Below are 16,173 nucleotides of genomic sequence, written 5' to 3'. Positions count from 1 at the left end.
TTACAATCTCCTGGATTACACGCGGCGCTTCTTCGGCGGACGGCACCCGTTGTGCGGGATTGGCGTCACGTCGGTGATGCTGGCGATCTTGTAGCCACAGCCGTTCAAAGCGCGGACTGCAGATTCACGACCTGGGCCTGGACCTTTGACGTTAACGTCGAGGTTTTTCAGGCCGTATTCCAGCGCAGCTTGACCAGCACGTTCAGCAGCTACTTGAGCAGCGAACGGGGTGGACTTGCGGGAACCGCGGAAACCCGAACCACCAGAGGTAGCCCAGGAAAGAGCGTTGCCTTGACGGTCGGTGATGGTCACGATTGTGTTGTTAAAAGAAGCATGGATGTGGGCGATGCCATCAACCACTGTCTTTTTAACTTTTTTACGAGGACGAGCAGCAGGTTTAGCCATGATTAATTTCCTGTCGATTCGCTGGGGCGATTACTTGCGGATCGGCTTACGCGGACCTTTACGGGTACGCGCGTTAGTCTTGGTACGCTGACCGCGCACTGGAAGACCACGACGATGACGCAGACCGCGATAGCAACCGAGGTCCATCAAACGCTTGATTTTCATGTTGATTTCGCGACGCAGGTCACCTTCAGTGGTGAACTTCGCCACTTCGCCACGCAGCTGTTCAATCTGCTCGTCGCTCAGATCTTTGATCTTTGCGGCTGGGTTTACCCCAGTCACTGCACAAATTTTCTGTGCAGTAGTGCGACCAACACCATAGATGTAGGTCAGCGAGATAACAGTATGCTTGTTATCTGGAATGTTAACGCCTGCAATACGGGCCATTCAGTGGGACTCCAATTGACAGCTACCTACGCCCCGGAAGCCAAGAAATAGGGCGCGAGATAATATCGCTGTAATAACAAATAATCAACCCGGCAGCGCACTAGCTGCCGGGCTTGAAGCACAATCACACTCAGCCTTGGCGCTGTTTGTGACGCGGTTCCGCGCTGCAAATTACTCGAACAACACCTTCGCGGCGAATAATCTTGCAGTTACGGCACAGCTTTTTCACCGATGCACGAACTTTCATCACCAACTCCTCGAACCTTATGGGTACTCAGCGCAACATGCCGCTGCCGTAACCCTTCAGGTTGGCTTTCTTCATCAGGGATTCGTACTGGTGCGAAACGAGGTGCGATTGTACTTGAGACATGAAGTCCATCACAACCACGACCACGATCAGCAACGAGGTCCCGCCAAGGTAGAACGGAACGTTTGCTGCAACCACCAGGAACTGGGGCAACAGGCACACGGCCGTCATATATAGAGCACCGAACAGGGTCAAACGAGTCAGAACGCCATCAATGTAGCGCGCAGACTGCTCACCTGGACGGATGCCCGGAATAAAGGCACCGGACTTCTTCAGGTTTTCCGCTACGTCTTTCGGATTGAACATCAACGCCGTATAGAAGAAGCAGAAGAAAATAATCCCTGCACTAAACAGCAGAATATTCAACGGCTGACCAGGAGCGATCGACTGCGAGATGTCCTGCAGCCAGCCCATACCTTCAGACTGACCAAACCAGGTACCCAACGAAGCCGGGAACAGCAAAATGCTGCTCGCGAAAATGGCTGGAATAACACCGGCCATGTTCACCTTCAACGGCAAGTGGCTAGTCTGCGCAGCAAACACCTTACGGCCCTGCTGACGCTTGGCGTAATGAACAGCAATACGACGCTGACCACGCTCAATGAACACCACGAAACCGATAATCGCTACTGCCAGCAAACCGATGGCAACCAAGGCAAAAATGTTGATATCACCCTGACGCGCAGACTCGAAAGACTGCCCGATCGCTCTCGGAAGACCGGCGACGATACCTGCGAAAATCAACATCGAGATACCGTTGCCAACACCACGCTCAGTAATCTGCTCACCCAGCCACATCATGAACATCGCACCAGCCACAAAAGTGGATACCGCGACGAAATGGAAGCCAAAGTCACCAGTGAACGCAACGCCCTGCCCTGCCAGACCAATGGACATGCCAATTGCCTGAACGAGAGCGAGGACGACAGTGCCGTAGCGGGTGTACTGAGCGATCTTGCGACGCCCAGCTTCACCTTCCTTCTTCAACTGTTCCAGCTGCGGGCTGACGGCGGTCATCAGTTGCATGATGATCGATGCCGAAATGTACGGCATGATCCCCAGAGCAAAGATGCTCATCCGTTCCAGCGCGCCGCCGGAAAACATGTTGAACAAGCTAAGAATGGTCCCCTCATTCTGTCGAAACAGGTCCGCGAGTCGGTCCGGGTTGATACCTGGAACCGGGATGTGTGCGCCTATTCGGTAGACGATAATCGCCAAGAATAGAAAACGCAGACGAGCCCAGAGTTCAGACATACCGCCTTTGCCGAGCGCAGAGAGAGCACCTTGCTTAGCCATTTATTCCTCGAACTTGCCGCCAGCTGCTTCGATAGCCGCACGCGCACCTTTGGTGGCGCCGATTCCCTTTCCGATGGTAACAGCGCGAGTAACTTCGCCGGACAGCATGATTTTCACACGCTGTACGTTGACGTTGATCACGTTGGCATCTTTCAGGGACTGCACGGTGACGATGTCGCCTTCCACTTTAGCCAGCTCGGACAAACGCACTTCTGCGCGGTCCATGGCCTTCAGGGAAACGAAACCGAACTTCGGCAGGCGACGATGCAGCGGCTGTTGACCGCCTTCAAAGCCTGGAGCAATGGTGCCACCGGAGCGGGAGGACTGACCTTTGTGGCCACGGCCACCGGTCTTGCCCAAACCACTACCGATACCACGGCCCGGACGATGCTTTTCGCGACGGGAACCCGGCGCTGGACTCAGATCATTGAGTTTCATCGATTAACCCTCGACACGCAGCATGTAGTAAGCCTTGTTGATCATCCCGCGATTCTCGGGAGTATCAAGTACTTCTACAGTGTGACCGATGCGACGCAGACCCAGACCCTTAACGCACAGTTTGTGGTTAGGGATGCGGCCGGTCATGCTTTTGATCAGCGTAACTTTAACGGTAGCCATGATCAGAAGATCTCCTTGACGCTTTTGCCACGCTTGGCGGCAATGGATTCAGGAGACTGCATAGCTTTCAAACCTTTGAAAGTGGCGTGAACCACGTTTACCGGGTTAGTCGAGCCGTAGCACTTGGCCAGAACGTTCTGAACGCCAGCAACTTCGAGGACAGCACGCATAGCGCCGCCAGCGATGATACCGGTACCTTCAGAAGCAGGCTGCATGTACACCTTCGAAGCGCCATGGGCGGACTTCATTGCGTACTGCAGAGTGGTGCCGTTCAGATCAACTTGGATCATGTTGCGGCGAGCAGCTTCCATTGCCTTCTGGATCGCAGCAGGCACTTCACGCGACTTGCCACGGCCGAAGCCAACACGCCCTTTACCATCACCAACCACGGTCAACGCGGTGAAAGTGAAGATACGGCCGCCTTTAACGGTTTTGGCTACGCGGTTAACTTGAACCAGCTTCTCGATGTAGCCTTCGTCGCGCTTTTGGTCGTTATTTGACATAACTTAGAACTCCAGCCCAGCTTCACGAGCAGCATCAGCCAGCGCCTTGACGCGGCCGTGGTACTTGAAGCCAGAGCGGTCGAAAGCCACCTGCGAGACGCCAGCGGCTTTAGCACGCGTAGCGACCAGCTGGCCAACCTTAGTGGCCGCGTCGATGTTGCCAGTGGCGCCATCACGCAGTTCTTTATCCAAAGTCGAGGCACTTGCCAGGACTTTGTTGCCGTCGGCCGAAATGACCTGGGCGTAGATGTGCTGCGACGAGCGGAACACGCAGAGACGCACGACTTCGAGTTCGTGCATTTTCAGGCGTGCTTTGCGAGCGCGACGCAGTCGAGTAACTTTTTTGTCGGTCATTTGCTATGCCCTACTTCTTCTTGGCTTCTTTACGACGGACGACTTCGTCCGCGTAGCGCACACCTTTGCCTTTGTACGGCTCTGGTGGACGGAAGTCGCGGATCTCGGCGGCCACTTGACCTACCAGCTGCTTATCGATGCCCTTGATCAGGATATCGGTCTGGCTAGGAGTCTCAGCGGTGATGCCTTCCGGCAGTTCATAATCCACTGGGTGCGAGAAGCCAAGAGCCAGGTTCAGCACTGTGCCTTTTGCTTGCGCTTTGTAACCAACACCGACCAGCTGGAGCTTGCGCTCGAAGCCTTGGCTTACGCCTTGGACCATGTTGTTAACCAACGCACGAGTGGTACCAGCCATTGCGCGAGTTTGTTGATCGCCATTGCGAGCAGCGAAACGCAGCTCACCAGCTTCTTCAACGATCTCAACGGACGAATGGATGTTCAGTTCGAGAGTACCCTTGGCACCCTTCACCGAAAGCTGTTGGCCTGCGAATTTGACTTCGACACCGGCTGGCAGCTTAACGGGGTTCTTAGCGACGCGTGACATGCTTATCCCCCCTTAGAACACAGTGCAAAGAACTTCGCCGCCGACACCGGCAGCGCGCGCAGCACGATCCGTCATCACACCTTTGTTGGTGGAGACGATAGACACACCGAGACCGCCACGAACTTTTGGCAGATCATCGACGGACTTGTACTGACGCAGGCCTGGACGGCTAACGCGCTTCACTTCCTCGATGACCGGACGGCCTTCGAAGTACTTCAGCTCGATGGACAGCAGTGGTTTGATTTCGCTGCTGATCTGATAACCCGCAATGTAACCTTCGTCCTTCAGGACTTTGGCAACAGCTACCTTCAAAGTAGAAGATGGCATGCTTACGACGGACTTTTCAGCCATCTGGGCATTACGGATTCGAGTTAGCATGTCCGCTAACGGGTCCTGCATACTCATGGGCTAGACGCTCCTAATACACAAAAAATTAGCCTTGCGGCTACTACGTGTCGCCGAGTACATCCGCGCGAAAAAAGCACGGGCTCAGGCGAGCCGGGTATTCTAGACACACCCCACAAATGAATCAAGCCCCAATAGGGGCTTGATTCAAGTTCAAGGTCACCGATGGTCAGGATCTTGCGATCCCGAACACCGAGACTTTGACAGTGCTTACCAGCTGGCTTTAACCAGACCAGGTACGTCACCACGCATTGCAGCTTCACGCAGTTTGTTACGGCCGAGGCCGAACTTGCGGTAAACGCCGTGTGGACGACCGGTCAGGCGGCAGCGGTTACGCATGCGCGAAGCGCTTGCGTCACGTGGCTGCTTCTGCAGAGCTACTGTAGCTTCCCAACGCGCTTCTGGACTTGCGTTCAGATCAACGATGATAGCTTTCAGTGCTGCACGCTTTTTGGCGTACTTGGCAACCGTGAGCTGACGCTTCAGCTCGCGGTTTTTCATGCTCATCTTGGCCATTTTCCTACTCCAATCAGTTGCGGAACGGGAATTTGAAAGCGCGCAGCAGAGCGCGACCTTCATCATCGTTCTTGGCAGTGGTGGTCAGGGTAATGTCCAGACCGCGGAGAGCATCGATCTTGTCGTAGTCGATTTCCGGGAAGATGATCTGCTCTTTAACGCCCATGCTGTAGTTACCACGACCATCGAAGGACTTGGCATTCAGGCCGCGGAAGTCGCGAACCCGAGGCAGGGAGATCGACAGCAGACGATCCAGGAATTCATACATACGCTCACGGCGCAGAGTCACTTTGACGCCGATCGGCCAACCTTCACGGACTTTAAAGCCAGCGATGGATTTCCGAGCGTAAGTCACAACGACTTTCTGACCGGTGATCTTTTCCAGGTCGGCAACAGCGTGCTCGATGACTTTTTTGTCACCGACTGCTTCGCCCAGACCCATGTTCAGGGTGATTTTGGTAACGCGTGGAACTTCCATCACGTTCGAAAGCTTAAGTTCTTCCTTAAGCTTCGGTGCGATTTCCTTCCAGTAAATCTCTTTTAGTCGTGCCATGGTCTTCTACCTAGCAGTGTTCAAGCATCAACCGCTTTTTGGGTCGACTTGAAGACACGAATTTTCTTGCCGTCTTCTACTTTAAAACCAACGCGGTCAGCCTTGTTGGTTTCGCCGTTGAAAATGGCGACGTTAGAAGCATCCAGCGGAGCTTCTTTTTCGACGATACCGCCCTGCACGCCCGACATCGGGTTAGGCTTGGTATGACGCTTAACCAGGTTCAGACCGCCAATAACCAAACGGTTGTTAGCGAGAACCTTAAGCACCTTACCGCGCTTACCTTTGTCTTTGCCGGCGATCACGATGATCTCGTCGTCACGACGAATCTTTTGCATGTCGGATCTCCTTACAGCACTTCTGGGGCGAGCGAGACGATCTTCATGAACTTCTCAGTACGAAGTTCACGGGTCACTGGCCCAAAGATACGGGTGCCGATCGGCTCTTGCTTATTGTTCAGAAGAACAGCAGCGTTGCCATCAAAGCGGATAATGGAGCCATCAGCACGGCGAACGCCGTGGCGAGTGCGGACTACTACAGCAGTCATCACTTGGCCTTTTTTCACTTTACCGCGAGGAATTGCTTCCTTCACGGTAACTTTGATGATGTCACCGATACCAGCGTAACGACGATGGGAGCCACCCAGCACCTTGATGCACATAACACGGCGAGCGCCGCTGTTATCGGCCACATCGAGCATGGATTGAGTCTGAATCATATAATTTCTCCGACCCCTAGTCCTTAGACTTCCACAGCGCGTTCGAGAACATCAACCAGCGCCCAAGACTTGGTCTTGGCCAAAGGACGAGTTTCACGAATAGTGACTTTGTCGCCGATGTGGCACTGATTGGTTTCGTCGTGCGCGTGCAGCTTAGTCGAACGCTTAACGTATTTACCGTAGATCGGGTGCTTAACGCGACGCTCGATCAGAACGGTGATGGTTTTGTCCATCTTGTCGCTGACAACACGGCCAGTCAGCGTACGGACAGTTTTTTCGGCTTCAGCCATGATTACTTACCTGCCTGCTGGTTAAGCACAGTCTTCACGCGAGCGATGTCACGCTTAACTTGCGAGAGCAGATGAGACTGCCCCAACTGGCCAGTTGCTTTCTGCATACGCAGATTGAACTGGTCGCGCAGCAAGCCGAGCAGTTGCTCGTTCAGCTGCTGTGCGGATTTTTCACGAAGTTCATTCGCTTTCATCACATCACCGTCCGTTTAACAAAGGCGGTGGCGAGCGGCAGCTTTGCAGCAGCCAGGGCAAAAGCCTCACGCGCCAGCTCTTCAGAAACACCCTCGATTTCATACAGGACTTTGCCTGGCTGAATCTGGGCAACCCAGTACTCCACACTACCCTTACCTTTACCCATCCGAACTTCGAGGGGCTTTTTGGAAATAGGCTTGTCCGGGAATACACGGATCCAGATCTTGCCGCCACGTTTAACGTGACGGGTCAGAGCACGACGCGCTGACTCGATCTGACGAGCGGTGAGACGACCACGAGCTACAGACTTCAGCGCGAACTCGCCGAAGCTGACTTTGCTACCGCGCTGAGCCAGACCACGGTTGTGGCCTGTCATCTGCTTGCGGAACTTCGTACGCTTTGGTTGCAACATTTGGCGTACCCCTTACTTAGCAGCTTTTTTACGAGGCGCTGGTGCTTGTGGTTTCAGTTCTTCTTGGCGACCACCAATTACTTCGCCCTTGAAGATCCAAACCTTTACACCGATCACACCGTAAGTGGTGTGAGCTTCGTAGTTGGCATAGTCGATGTCGGCACGCAGGGTGTGCAGTGGCACACGACCTTCGCGATACCATTCAGTACGTGCGATTTCAGCACCGCCGAGACGACCGCTCACTTGGATTTTGATGCCTTTGGCACCAATGCGCATGGCGTTCTGAACAGCGCGCTTCATAGCGCGGCGGAACATTACGCGACGCTCCAGCTGCTGAGCTACGCTCTGCGCAACCAGCATACCGTCGAGCTCCGGCTTGCGGATCTCTTCGATATTGATGTGCACAGGCACACCCATTTGCTTGGTCAGGTCCTGACGCAGTTTCTCAACATCTTCACCTTTCTTCCCGATAACGATACCTGGACGAGCGGTGTGGATGGTGATACGTGCAGTCTGAGCCGGACGATGGATATCGATACGGCTTACGGACGCGCTTTTTAGTTTGTCTTGGAGATACTCACGCACCTTCAGATCAGCGAACAAATAGTCCGCATAAGTCCGACCGTCTGCGTACCAGACGGAGGTGTGCTCCTTGACGATTCCCAGGCGAATGCCAATGGGATGTACTTTCTGACCCATCTCTTCGACTCCGTTACTTGTCAGCAACCTTGACAGTGATATGGCAAGACCGCTTGACGATGCGATCAGCACGGCCTTTGGCACGTGGCATGATTCGCTTCAGCGAACGCCCTTCGTTGACGAAAACGGTGCTGACCTTCAGGTCATCAACGTCTGCGCCTTCGTTATGCTCGGCGTTGGCTACGGCCGACTCCAGCACTTTCTTCATGATCTCGGCGGCTTTCTTACTGCTGAAAGCCAACAGGTTGAGCGCTTCGCCCACCTTCTTCCCGCGGATCTGGTCGGCGACCAAGCGGGCTTTCTGGGCGGAGATTCGAGCGCCCGACAACTTAGCGGCTACTTCCATCGTTCCTTACCCCTTAACGCTTGGCTTTCTTGTCTGCCACGTGCCCACGATATGTGCGGGTACCGGCAAACTCGCCCAGTTTGTGGCCGACCATGTCTTCGTTCACGAGAACTGGAACATGTTGACGACCGTTATGCACTGCAATGGTCAGACCGACCATTTGTGGCAGGATCATCGAACGACGCGACCAGGTCTTAACTGGTTTGCGATCGTTCTTTTCCGCCGCCACTTCGATCTTCTTCAGTAGGTGAAGATCAATAAAAGGACCTTTTTTCAGAGAACGTGGCACTGTCGTATCCCTCTATTTACTTGCGACGACGGACGATCATTTTGTCGGTACGCTTATTACCACGAGTCTTCGCGCCCTTAGTCGGGAAGCCCCATGGCGATACCGGATGACGACCACCAGAGGTACGACCTTCACCACCACCATGTGGGTGGTCAACCGGGTTCATGGCAACACCACGAACGGTTGGGCGAACGCCACGCCAGCGTTTGGCACCAGCTTTACCCAGCGAACGCAGGCTGTGCTCGGAGTTCGAGACTTCACCCAGGGTCGCGCGGCATTCAGCCAGCACTTTACGCATCTCACCAGAACGCAGACGCAGGGTCACGTAGACACCTTCACGAGCGATCAGCTGAGCCGAAGCACCAGCGGAACGAGCGATTTGCGCGCCTTTACCTGGCTTCAATTCGATGCCGTGTACGGTGCTACCAACTGGAATGTTACGCAGTTGCAGAGCGTTGCCCGGCTTGATCGGTGCCAAAGCACCTGCGATCAGCTGGTCACCAGCACTCACGCCTTTAGGGGCAATGATGTAGCGACGCTCGCCATCTGCGTACAGCAGCAGAGCGATGTGAGCAGTACGGTTTGGATCGTATTCAATACGCTCGACAGTGGCAGCGATGCCATCTTTGTCGTTGCGACGGAAATCGACCAGACGATAATGCTGCTTATGGCCACCACCGATGTGACGAGTGGTAATACGACCATTGTTGTTACGACCACCAGTCTTCGATTTTTTCTCGAGCAGCGGTGCGTGAGGAGCGCCTTTATGCAGCTCCTGGTTGACCACCTTGACCACAAAACGGCGGCCAGGGGAAGTCGGTTTGCATTTAACGATTGCCATGATGCACCCCTTCCTTACTCAGCACTGCTGCTGAAATCGAGATCTTGGCCTGGCTGAAGGGAGATAACTGCCTTCTTCCAGTCATTACGCTTGCCCAGACCGCGAGCAGTACGCTTGCTCTTACCCAGAACATTCAGGGTAGTAACACGCTCTACTTTCACGCTGAACAGGCTTTCGACGGCCTTCTTGATTTCCAGCTTGGTTGCGTCAGTCGCAACCTTGAAAACGAACTGGCCTTTCTTGTCAGCCAGAACCGTAGCCTTCTCGGAAACGTGCGGGCCAAGCAGAACTTTAAATACGCGTTCCTGGTTCATCCCAGCAGCTCCTCGAATTTCTTCACGGCCGACACGGTGATCAACACCTTGTCGTATGCGATCAGACTAACTGGATCGGAACCTTGCACGTCACGTACATCAACGTGTGGCAGGTTGCGAGCAGCCAGGTACAGGTTCTGATCAACCACTTCAGACACGATCAAGACATCAGTCAGACCCATGCCGGTCAGTTTGTTCAGCAGATCTTTGGTCTTCGGTGCATCAACAGCGAAGTCCTGAACCACAACCAGACGATCAGTACGCACCAGCTCAGCAAGGATGGAACGCATTGCTGCGCGATACATCTTCTTGTTCAGCTTCTGGGTGTGATCCTGAGGACGAGCTGCGAAAGTGGTACCGCCGCCACGCCAGATTGGGCTACGGATAGTACCGGCACGAGCACGGCCAGTACCTTTCTGACGCCATGGGCGCTTACCGCCACCACGAACGTCGGAACGGGTCTTTTGCTGCTTGCTACCTTGACGGCCGCCGGCCATGTAGGCCACGACTGCTTGGTGAACCAGCGTCTCGTTGAATTCGCCGCCAAATGTCAGTTCGGAAACTTCGATCGCTTGAGCGTCATTTACATTTAATTGCATGTCAGCTTCCCCTTAACCGCGAGCCTTGGCTGCTGGACGTACAACCAAGTTGCCGCCAGTAGCGCCAGGAACAGCACCCTTGACCAACAACAGATTGCGTTCAGCGTCCACGCGCACTACTTCGAGGGACTGCACGGTCACGCGCTCAGCGCCCATATGACCGGACATTTTTTTGCCCTTGAATACACGACCAGGAGTCTGGCACTGGCCGATAGAGCCTGGAACGCGGTGGGACACGGAGTTACCGTGGGTATTATCTTGCCCGCGGAAGTTCCAACGCTTGATCGTACCCTGGAAGCCCTTACCTTTGGACTGACCGGTTACATCAACCAGTTGACCAGCAGCGAAGATTTCAGCATTGATCAGATCGCCGGCCTGGTACTCGCCTTCTTCAAGGCGGAATTCCATTACGGTACGACCAGCGGCAACGTTCGCCTTAGCGAAGTGGCCAGCCTGAGCAGCTGTAACACGCGAAGCACGACGCTCGCCTACAGTGACTTGCACTGCACGATAGCCATCGGTCTCTTCAGTTTTGAACTGGGTGACGCGATTCGGCTCGATCTCAATGACCGTGACCGGAATGGAGACACCTTCTTCGGTGAAAATACGGGTCATACCGCATTTACGACCGACTACACCAATAGTCATGTTGTAAACCTCATGAGTGTACGGGGCTTTCACCCGCTATGGCCGCCCATTTCAGAGCGTTACACGACTAAGACCGAGTCTTAGCCGAGGCTGATCTGCACTTCCACACCGGCCGCAAGATCAAGCTTCATAAGTGCATCAACGGTTTTATCCGTTGGCTGGACGATGTCCAGAACGCGCTTATGAGTACGGATCTCGTACTGGTCACGCGCGTCTTTGTTGACGTGCGGGGAGACCAGAACGGTGAACCGCTCTTTACGGGTAGGCAGTGGAATTGGACCACGCACTTGAGCACCAGTACGTTTCGCGGTTTCCACGATTTCCTGGGTGGATTGGTCGATCAGGCGATGGTCAAAAGCCTTCAACCTGATACGGATTTGCTGATTTTGCATTGGATTTCAGACTCCGGCTGCTATTCCCACCGAGCGCAATACGCCCGTTAAAAGGAGGCGCAATTCTATAGACGCCCCATATAGGTGTCAACCCAATAAAAAAGCCCCCGCTAAGCGGGGGCTTTTTCAACTCATCAAAGCTTACTCAAAAAAGAGCTTACTCGATGATTTTGGCTACGACGCCAGCGCCGACGGTACGACCGCCTTCACGGATAGCGAAACGCAGACCGTCTTCCATTGCGATGGTTTTGATCAGGGTAACAGTCATCTGAATGTTGTCACCTGGCATTACCATTTCAACGCCTTCTGGCAGCTCGCAGTTACCAGTCACGTCAGTAGTACGGAAGTAGAACTGTGGACGGTAGCCTTTGAAGAACGGAGTGTGACGACCGCCTTCTTCCTTGCTCAGAACGTAAACTTCTGCGGTGAACTTGGTGTGCGGCTTAACCGAACCCGGCTTAACCAGAACCTGGCCACGCTCAACGTCGTCACGCTTGGTGCCACGCAACAGAACGCCGCAGTTCTCGCCAGCACGACCTTCGTCGAGCAGCTTACGGAACATTTCAACACCGGTGCAGGTGGTGACGGTGGTGTCACGCAGACCAACGATTTCCAGTGGATCCTGAACGCGAACGATACCGCGCTCGATACGACCAGTCACAACTGTACCGCGACCGGAGATCGAGAATACGTCTTCGATTGGCATCAGGAACGGCTTGTCGGTCAGACGAACTGGTTCTGGGATGTAGCTGTCCAGAGTTTCCACCAGCTTCTTAACAGCAGTGGTGCCCATTTCGTTATCGTCAAGACCTTCAAGAGCCATACGAGCAGAACCGATGATGATCGGAGTGTCGTCGCCCGGGAAGTCGTAAGTGCTCAGCAGATCGCGCACTTCCATTTCAACCAGTTCCAGCAGCTCAGCGTCGTCTACCAGGTCAGCCTTGTTCAGGAAAACCACGATGTACGGAACGCCTACCTGACGGGACAGCAGGATGTGCTCACGGGTTTGTGGCATCGGACCATCAGCGGCCGAGCAAACCAGAATAGCGCCGTCCATTTGAGCAGCACCGGTGATCATGTTCTTCACATAGTCAGCGTGACCTGGGCAGTCAACGTGAGCGTAGTGACGGATCTTCGAGTTGTACTCAACGTGAGCGGTGTTGATGGTGATACCGCGAGCCTTCTCTTCTGGTGCGCTGTCGATCTTGTCGAAGTCAACACGAGCCGAACCGAAAACTTCGGAGCAGACGCGAGTCAGAGCAGCGGTCAGCGTGGTTTTACCGTGGTCAACGTGACCGATGGTGCCAACGTTGACGTGCGGAAGGGAACGATCAAATTTTTCTTTAGCCACGACAATTAACTCCTAGCCTAAAGGGGCTGAATCAGCCTTGTTTTTTGGTAACAGTTTCGACGATATGCGACGGAGCTGTATTGTATTTTTTGAATTCCATAGAGTAGCTTGCGCGACCTTGGGACATGGAGCGAACGTCGGTTGCGTAACCGAACATCTCACCCAACGGAACCTCGGCACGAATTACTTTGCCGGAGACCGTGTCTTCCATACCCAGGATCATGCCGCGACGACGGTTAAGGTCGCCCATCACGTCACCCATATAGTCTTCAGGCGTAACAACCTCTACCGCCATGATCGGCTCAAGCAACTCACCACCGCCCTTCTGGGCCAGTTGCTTGGTTGCCATGGAAGCAGCCACTTTAAACGCCATCTCGTTGGAGTCGACGTCGTGGTAGGAACCATCAAACACGGTAGCCTTCAGGCCGATCAGCGGATAGCCGGCAACAACGCCGTTCTTCATCTGCTCTTCGATACCCTTCTGGATAGCCGGGATGTATTCCTTAGGAACCACACCACCCACCACTTCGTTCAGGAACTGCAAACCTTCCTGACCTTCGTCAGCAGGAGCAAAACGAATCCAGCAGTGACCGAACTGGCCACGACCGCCGGACTGACGAACGAACTTGCCTTCAATTTCGCAGCTCTTCGTGATGCGCTCACGGTACGAAACTTGAGGCTTACCGATGTTGGCTTCGACGTTGAACTCACGGCGCATCCGGTCAACCAGGATGTCCAGGTGCAACTCGCCCATGCCGGAGATGATCGTTTGACCAGTCTCTTCATCAGTCTTGACGCGGAAAGACGGATCTTCCTGAGCAAGCTTGCCCAGAGCGATACCCATTTTTTCCTGGTCGTCCTTGGTCTTAGGCTCTACGGCAACCGAAATAACCGGCTCCGGGAAGTCCATGCGAACGAGGATGATTGGCTTGTCAGCGTTGCACAAAGTTTCACCAGTGGTGACGTCCTTCATGCCGATCAAGGCCGCGATGTCACCAGCGCGCACTTCCTTGATTTCTTCACGGGCGTTTGCGTGCATTTGCACCATACGACCCACACGCTCTTTCTTGCCTTTAACCGAGTTGATCACGCCGTCGCCGGAGGCCAACACGCCCGAGTAAACTCGAACAAAGGTCAAGGTCCCCACGAATGGGTCGGTAGCGATCTTGAACGCCAGAGCCGAGAACGGCTCGCTGTCGTCTGCGTGACGCTCCATTTCCTTGGTCTCGTCATCCGGGTCAGTACCCTTGATGGCAGGAATGTCGGTAGGAGCAGGCAGGTAGTCGATAACGGCGTCGAGAACCAGGGGAACACCCTTGTTCTTGAAGGAAGAACCGCAAACAGCCAGAACGATCTCGCCGGCGATAGTACGCTGACGCAGAGCGGCCTTGATTTCCGCGTTGGTGAGCTCTTCACCTTCGAGGTACTTGTTCATCAGCTCTTCGCTAGCTTCGGCTGCAGCTTCAATCATGTTGCTGCGCCACTCGTCAGCCAGCTCCTGCAGCTCAGCAGGGATAGGCTTGCGAACTGGAACCATACCTTTGTCAGCGTCATTCCAGTAAACAGCTTCCATGGACATCAGGTCGATCTGACCCTGGAAGTTGTCTTCGGAACCGATAGCCAACTGGATTGGGACCGGGGTGTGACCCAGACGCTGCTTGATCTGACCGATCACGCGCAGGAAGTTCGCACCAGCACGGTCCATCTTGTTTACGTAAACAAGACGTGGAACGCCGTACTTGTTGGCTTGACGCCATACGGTTTCCGACTGAGGCTCAACACCCGAGGTGCCGCAGAACACAACAACCGCGCCGTCGAGAACACGCAGGGAACGCTCAACTTCAATAGTGAAGTCAACGTGGCCCGGGGTGTCGATGACGTTGAAGCGGTATTGGTCCTTGTGCTGCTTCTCGGAACCCTGCCAGAAGGCGGTAATGGCAGCAGAAGTAATGGTAATACCACGCTCCTGCTCCTGCACCATCCAGTCTGTGGTCGCGGCGCCGTCATGCACCTCGCCCATTTTGTGACTTTTGCCAGTGTAAAAAAGGACGCGCTCGGTGGTGGTGGTTTTACCAGCATCCACGTGAGCAACGATACCAATGTTACGGTAGCGGTTAATCGGTGTAGTACGAGCCATAAAGCCCTCGCAAAATTAGTGACGCTAAAATTAGAAGCGGTAGTGCGAGAAAGCCTTGTTGGCTTCAGCCATACGGTGCACGTCTTCACGCTTCTTAACTGCAGCACCTTTGCCTTCGGCAGCGTCCAACAGTTCGCCAGCCAAACGCAGAGCCATAGACTTCTCGCCGCGCTTACGGGCGAAGTCTACCAACCAGCGCATTGCCAGAGCGTTACGACGGGACGGACGAACTTCGACCGGAACCTGGTAAGTAGCACCGCCTACACGGCGCGACTTTACTTCGACCAGCGGAGCGATGGCGTCGAGAGCTTTCTCGAAGATTTCCAGGGGATCGCTGTTCTTGCGTTCTTTAACCTTTTCCAGCGCGCCATAAACGATACGCTCGGCAACGGCTTTCTTGCCGCTTTCCATTACGTGGTTCATGAACTTGGCCAGGATCTGGCTGCCGTATTTTGGATCGTCAAGCACTTCGCGCTTGGCTGCTACGCGTCTTCTTGGCATGGATAAGCCCTCAAACGGTCTTCAGGTTCGCTCGGAATCGGTGCCCTTTCGGGACGCCTCCGACCTTACTCTTATCGACTCAGAAAAATAGAAAATCAGTTTTTACAAAAAGCCACTACTACTTAGGCTTCTTGGTACCGTACTTCGAACGACCCTGGTTACGACCTTTAACGCCGGAAGTATCCAAAGAACCGCGTACGGTGTGGTAACGAACACCTGGCAAGTCTTTTACACGACCGCCGCGGATCAGTACCACGCTGTGCTCTTGCAGGTTGTGGCCTTCACCGCCGATGTACGAGGAAACCTCGAAACCGTTGGTCAGACGCACACGGCATACTTTACGCAGTGCCGAGTTAGGTTTTTTCGGCGTGGTGGTATACACACGGGTGCATACGCCACGACGTTGCGGGCAGTTCTGCAGCGCAGGCACGTCGGATTTCTCGACGATACGCTTACGCGGCTGACGTACCAGCTGGTTGATAGTTGCCATCTACTAGCTCCACTGTTGTCTTGCGACGCTATTGTCTTGCAAGAAAAGCAAAATGGCAGGAACGAA

General features: G+C 54.2%; 29 protein-coding genes. All 29 read right to left on the bottom strand.

From position 1 onward, the window contains the following. Positions 1-15 precede the first annotated feature (15 nt). The 29 genes from rpsK to rpsL all read right to left on the bottom strand — a co-directional run bounded on the left by rpsK (position 16) and on the right by rpsL (position 16,107). Positions 16-405 (bottom strand): 30S ribosomal protein S11, encoded by a 390-nt coding sequence (gene rpsK / locus PSH65_RS03380; RefSeq protein WP_002555466.1) that lies wholly within the window; start codon positions 403-405, stop codon positions 16-18. A gap of 30 nt (positions 406-435) precedes the next feature. Beyond that, the gene (gene rpsM, locus PSH65_RS03375; RefSeq protein WP_003186020.1) at positions 436-792 is read right to left on the bottom strand and encodes a 30S ribosomal protein S13; all 357 of its coding nucleotides are present in this window, start codon (positions 790-792) and stop codon (positions 436-438) included. Positions 793-922: 130 nt separating this feature from the next. Continuing rightward, complete coding sequence (rpmJ, locus tag PSH65_RS03370; protein WP_002555468.1) at positions 923-1,039, bottom strand: 50S ribosomal protein L36; 117 nt, start codon at positions 1,037-1,039, stop codon at positions 923-925. 27 nt (positions 1,040-1,066) lie between these two features. Next, positions 1,067-2,395 (bottom strand): preprotein translocase subunit SecY, encoded by a 1,329-nt coding sequence (secY, locus tag PSH65_RS03365; RefSeq protein WP_007896784.1) that lies wholly within the window; start codon positions 2,393-2,395, stop codon positions 1,067-1,069. Further along, on the bottom strand, positions 2,396-2,833 hold the full coding sequence (gene rplO, locus PSH65_RS03360) for a 50S ribosomal protein L15 (RefSeq protein ID WP_007896782.1): 438 nt from the start codon (positions 2,831-2,833) through the stop codon (positions 2,396-2,398). Positions 2,834-2,836: 3 nt separating this feature from the next. Further along, positions 2,837-3,013 carry a 50S ribosomal protein L30 gene (gene rpmD / locus PSH65_RS03355; protein WP_003186033.1) on the bottom strand — a complete coding sequence of 59 codons (177 nt, stop codon included), beginning with the start codon at positions 3,011-3,013 and terminating at the stop codon, positions 2,837-2,839. A gap of 2 nt (positions 3,014-3,015) precedes the next feature. Continuing rightward, entirely contained in the window at positions 3,016-3,516 is a 501-nt protein-coding gene (rpsE, locus tag PSH65_RS03350) for a 30S ribosomal protein S5 (RefSeq protein ID WP_003186035.1), read from the bottom strand. Positions 3,517-3,519: 3 nt separating this feature from the next. Next, positions 3,520-3,870: a 50S ribosomal protein L18 gene (rplR, locus tag PSH65_RS03345; RefSeq protein WP_003186037.1), complete on the bottom strand. Its 351-nt coding sequence runs from the start codon at positions 3,868-3,870 to the stop codon at positions 3,520-3,522. Between the two features lie 10 nt (positions 3,871-3,880). Then, the gene (gene rplF, locus PSH65_RS03340) at positions 3,881-4,414 is read right to left on the bottom strand and encodes a 50S ribosomal protein L6 (protein WP_003176412.1); all 534 of its coding nucleotides are present in this window, start codon (positions 4,412-4,414) and stop codon (positions 3,881-3,883) included. A 12-nt stretch (positions 4,415-4,426) separates the two neighbouring features. After that, positions 4,427-4,819, bottom strand: coding sequence for a 30S ribosomal protein S8 (gene rpsH / locus PSH65_RS03335; RefSeq protein ID WP_003186040.1), 393 nt, complete (start codon positions 4,817-4,819; stop codon positions 4,427-4,429). Positions 4,820-5,029: 210 nt separating this feature from the next. Further along, positions 5,030-5,335, bottom strand: coding sequence for a 30S ribosomal protein S14 (gene rpsN / locus PSH65_RS03330; protein ID WP_003176414.1), 306 nt, complete (start codon positions 5,333-5,335; stop codon positions 5,030-5,032). Between the two features lie 13 nt (positions 5,336-5,348). Beyond that, positions 5,349-5,888: a 50S ribosomal protein L5 gene (gene rplE / locus PSH65_RS03325; protein ID WP_003176415.1), complete on the bottom strand. Its 540-nt coding sequence runs from the start codon at positions 5,886-5,888 to the stop codon at positions 5,349-5,351. Positions 5,889-5,908: 20 nt separating this feature from the next. Next, entirely contained in the window at positions 5,909-6,223 is a 315-nt protein-coding gene (rplX, locus tag PSH65_RS03320; RefSeq protein ID WP_003176416.1) for a 50S ribosomal protein L24, read from the bottom strand. An 11-nt stretch (positions 6,224-6,234) separates the two neighbouring features. After that, positions 6,235-6,603 (bottom strand): 50S ribosomal protein L14, encoded by a 369-nt coding sequence (rplN, locus tag PSH65_RS03315; protein WP_002555479.1) that lies wholly within the window; start codon positions 6,601-6,603, stop codon positions 6,235-6,237. Between the two features lie 23 nt (positions 6,604-6,626). Further along, a complete protein-coding gene (gene rpsQ, locus PSH65_RS03310) occupies positions 6,627-6,893 on the bottom strand; it encodes a 30S ribosomal protein S17 (RefSeq protein ID WP_003176419.1) in 267 nt (88 codons plus the stop codon). Between the two features lie 2 nt (positions 6,894-6,895). Beyond that, on the bottom strand, positions 6,896-7,087 hold the full coding sequence (rpmC, locus tag PSH65_RS03305) for a 50S ribosomal protein L29 (protein ID WP_002555481.1): 192 nt from the start codon (positions 7,085-7,087) through the stop codon (positions 6,896-6,898). After that, on the bottom strand, positions 7,087-7,500 hold the full coding sequence (gene rplP / locus PSH65_RS03300) for a 50S ribosomal protein L16 (protein ID WP_007896757.1): 414 nt from the start codon (positions 7,498-7,500) through the stop codon (positions 7,087-7,089). The genes rpmC and rplP overlap by 1 nt, the downstream gene beginning before the upstream one ends. A 12-nt stretch (positions 7,501-7,512) precedes the next feature. Continuing rightward, complete coding sequence (rpsC, locus tag PSH65_RS03295) at positions 7,513-8,199, bottom strand: 30S ribosomal protein S3 (RefSeq protein WP_003176422.1); 687 nt, start codon at positions 8,197-8,199, stop codon at positions 7,513-7,515. Positions 8,200-8,212: 13 nt separating this feature from the next. Next, on the bottom strand, positions 8,213-8,545 hold the full coding sequence (gene rplV, locus PSH65_RS03290; protein ID WP_003103908.1) for a 50S ribosomal protein L22: 333 nt from the start codon (positions 8,543-8,545) through the stop codon (positions 8,213-8,215). Positions 8,546-8,558: 13 nt separating this feature from the next. Then, positions 8,559-8,834 carry a 30S ribosomal protein S19 gene (gene rpsS / locus PSH65_RS03285; protein ID WP_002555486.1) on the bottom strand — a complete coding sequence of 92 codons (276 nt, stop codon included), beginning with the start codon at positions 8,832-8,834 and terminating at the stop codon, positions 8,559-8,561. Positions 8,835-8,850: 16 nt separating this feature from the next. Continuing rightward, the gene (gene rplB / locus PSH65_RS03280) at positions 8,851-9,675 is read right to left on the bottom strand and encodes a 50S ribosomal protein L2 (protein ID WP_003210080.1); all 825 of its coding nucleotides are present in this window, start codon (positions 9,673-9,675) and stop codon (positions 8,851-8,853) included. A gap of 14 nt (positions 9,676-9,689) precedes the next feature. Continuing rightward, positions 9,690-9,989 (bottom strand): 50S ribosomal protein L23, encoded by a 300-nt coding sequence (rplW, locus tag PSH65_RS03275; protein ID WP_002555488.1) that lies wholly within the window; start codon positions 9,987-9,989, stop codon positions 9,690-9,692. Beyond that, positions 9,986-10,588: a 50S ribosomal protein L4 gene (gene rplD, locus PSH65_RS03270; protein ID WP_007896707.1), complete on the bottom strand. Its 603-nt coding sequence runs from the start codon at positions 10,586-10,588 to the stop codon at positions 9,986-9,988. The genes rplW and rplD overlap by 4 nt, the downstream gene beginning before the upstream one ends. Positions 10,589-10,600: 12 nt before the next feature. Next, complete coding sequence (gene rplC, locus PSH65_RS03265) at positions 10,601-11,236, bottom strand: 50S ribosomal protein L3 (protein WP_003186059.1); 636 nt, start codon at positions 11,234-11,236, stop codon at positions 10,601-10,603. 80 nt (positions 11,237-11,316) lie between these two features. After that, complete coding sequence (rpsJ, locus tag PSH65_RS03260; RefSeq protein ID WP_003186070.1) at positions 11,317-11,628, bottom strand: 30S ribosomal protein S10; 312 nt, start codon at positions 11,626-11,628, stop codon at positions 11,317-11,319. 157 nt (positions 11,629-11,785) lie between these two features. Then, complete coding sequence (gene tuf, locus PSH65_RS03255; RefSeq protein WP_305424907.1) at positions 11,786-12,979, bottom strand: elongation factor Tu; 1,194 nt, start codon at positions 12,977-12,979, stop codon at positions 11,786-11,788. Positions 12,980-13,010: 31 nt separating this feature from the next. Beyond that, entirely contained in the window at positions 13,011-15,116 is a 2,106-nt protein-coding gene (fusA, locus tag PSH65_RS03250; RefSeq protein ID WP_305424905.1) for an elongation factor G, read from the bottom strand. 30 nt (positions 15,117-15,146) lie between these two features. Continuing rightward, positions 15,147-15,617, bottom strand: a complete 471-nt coding sequence (gene rpsG, locus PSH65_RS03245) for a 30S ribosomal protein S7 (RefSeq protein ID WP_002555493.1) — start codon at positions 15,615-15,617, stop codon at positions 15,147-15,149. Between the two features lie 118 nt (positions 15,618-15,735). Next, positions 15,736-16,107, bottom strand: coding sequence for a 30S ribosomal protein S12 (gene rpsL / locus PSH65_RS03240; protein WP_002555494.1), 372 nt, complete (start codon positions 16,105-16,107; stop codon positions 15,736-15,738). Positions 16,108-16,173: the final 66 nt, after the last annotated feature.

Source organism: Pseudomonas sp. FP603, from assembly GCF_030687415.1.
GTDB classification, from domain to species: Bacteria; Pseudomonadota; Gammaproteobacteria; order Pseudomonadales; family Pseudomonadaceae; genus Aquipseudomonas; species Aquipseudomonas wuhanensis.
The sequence above is the reverse complement of the archived record's forward strand: the minus strand, read 5'-3'. Positions and strand labels throughout refer to the sequence as shown.

Excerpts from the sequence above, each read along its gene's own strand:
- rplB (WP_003210080.1), bottom strand. The coding sequence starts at position 9,675 with ATGGCAATCGTTAAATGCAAACCGACTTCCCCTGGCCGCCGTTTTGTG.
- rplF (WP_003176412.1), bottom strand. The coding sequence starts at position 4,414 with ATGTCACGCGTCGCTAAGAACCCCGTTAAGCTGCCAGCCGGTGTCGAA.
- rplX (WP_003176416.1), bottom strand. The coding sequence starts at position 6,223 with ATGCAAAAGATTCGTCGTGACGACGAGATCATCGTGATCGCCGGCAAA.
- rpsL (WP_002555494.1), bottom strand. The coding sequence starts at position 16,107 with ATGGCAACTATCAACCAGCTGGTACGTCAGCCGCGTAAGCGTATCGTC.
- rplD (WP_007896707.1), bottom strand. The coding sequence starts at position 10,588 with ATGCAATTAAATGTAAATGACGCTCAAGCGATCGAAGTTTCCGAACTG.
- rpsH (WP_003186040.1), bottom strand. The coding sequence starts at position 4,819 with ATGAGTATGCAGGACCCGTTAGCGGACATGCTAACTCGAATCCGTAAT.
- rpsQ (WP_003176419.1), bottom strand. The coding sequence starts at position 6,893 with ATGGCTGAAGCCGAAAAAACTGTCCGTACGCTGACTGGCCGTGTTGTC.
- rpsM (WP_003186020.1), bottom strand. The coding sequence starts at position 792 with ATGGCCCGTATTGCAGGCGTTAACATTCCAGATAACAAGCATACTGTT.
- rplP (WP_007896757.1), bottom strand. The coding sequence starts at position 7,500 with ATGTTGCAACCAAAGCGTACGAAGTTCCGCAAGCAGATGACAGGCCAC.
- rplO (WP_007896782.1), bottom strand. The coding sequence starts at position 2,833 with ATGAAACTCAATGATCTGAGTCCAGCGCCGGGTTCCCGTCGCGAAAAG.
- rplC (WP_003186059.1), bottom strand. The coding sequence starts at position 11,236 with ATGACTATTGGTGTAGTCGGTCGTAAATGCGGTATGACCCGTATTTTC.
- rpmC (WP_002555481.1), bottom strand. The coding sequence starts at position 7,087 with ATGAAAGCGAATGAACTTCGTGAAAAATCCGCACAGCAGCTGAACGAG.
- rplV (WP_003103908.1), bottom strand. The coding sequence starts at position 8,545 with ATGGAAGTAGCCGCTAAGTTGTCGGGCGCTCGAATCTCCGCCCAGAAA.
- rplR (WP_003186037.1), bottom strand. The coding sequence starts at position 3,870 with ATGACCGACAAAAAAGTTACTCGACTGCGTCGCGCTCGCAAAGCACGC.
- secY (WP_007896784.1), bottom strand. The coding sequence starts at position 2,395 with ATGGCTAAGCAAGGTGCTCTCTCTGCGCTCGGCAAAGGCGGTATGTCT.
- rplE (WP_003176415.1), bottom strand. The coding sequence starts at position 5,888 with ATGGCACGACTAAAAGAGATTTACTGGAAGGAAATCGCACCGAAGCTT.
- rpsK (WP_002555466.1), bottom strand. The coding sequence starts at position 405 with ATGGCTAAACCTGCTGCTCGTCCTCGTAAAAAAGTTAAAAAGACAGTG.
- rpmJ (WP_002555468.1), bottom strand. The coding sequence starts at position 1,039 with ATGAAAGTTCGTGCATCGGTGAAAAAGCTGTGCCGTAACTGCAAGATT.
- rpsJ (WP_003186070.1), bottom strand. The coding sequence starts at position 11,628 with ATGCAAAATCAGCAAATCCGTATCAGGTTGAAGGCTTTTGACCATCGC.
- rpsN (WP_003176414.1), bottom strand. The coding sequence starts at position 5,335 with ATGGCCAAGATGAGCATGAAAAACCGCGAGCTGAAGCGTCAGCTCACG.
- rpsC (WP_003176422.1), bottom strand. The coding sequence starts at position 8,199 with ATGGGTCAGAAAGTACATCCCATTGGCATTCGCCTGGGAATCGTCAAG.
- rplN (WP_002555479.1), bottom strand. The coding sequence starts at position 6,603 with ATGATTCAGACTCAATCCATGCTCGATGTGGCCGATAACAGCGGCGCT.
- rplW (WP_002555488.1), bottom strand. The coding sequence starts at position 9,989 with ATGAACCAGGAACGCGTATTTAAAGTTCTGCTTGGCCCGCACGTTTCC.
- rpmD (WP_003186033.1), bottom strand. The coding sequence starts at position 3,013 with ATGGCTACCGTTAAAGTTACGCTGATCAAAAGCATGACCGGCCGCATC.
- rpsG (WP_002555493.1), bottom strand. The coding sequence starts at position 15,617 with ATGCCAAGAAGACGCGTAGCAGCCAAGCGCGAAGTGCTTGACGATCCA.
- fusA (WP_305424905.1), bottom strand. The coding sequence starts at position 15,116 with ATGGCTCGTACTACACCGATTAACCGCTACCGTAACATTGGTATCGTT.
- rpsE (WP_003186035.1), bottom strand. The coding sequence starts at position 3,516 with ATGTCAAATAACGACCAAAAGCGCGACGAAGGCTACATCGAGAAGCTG.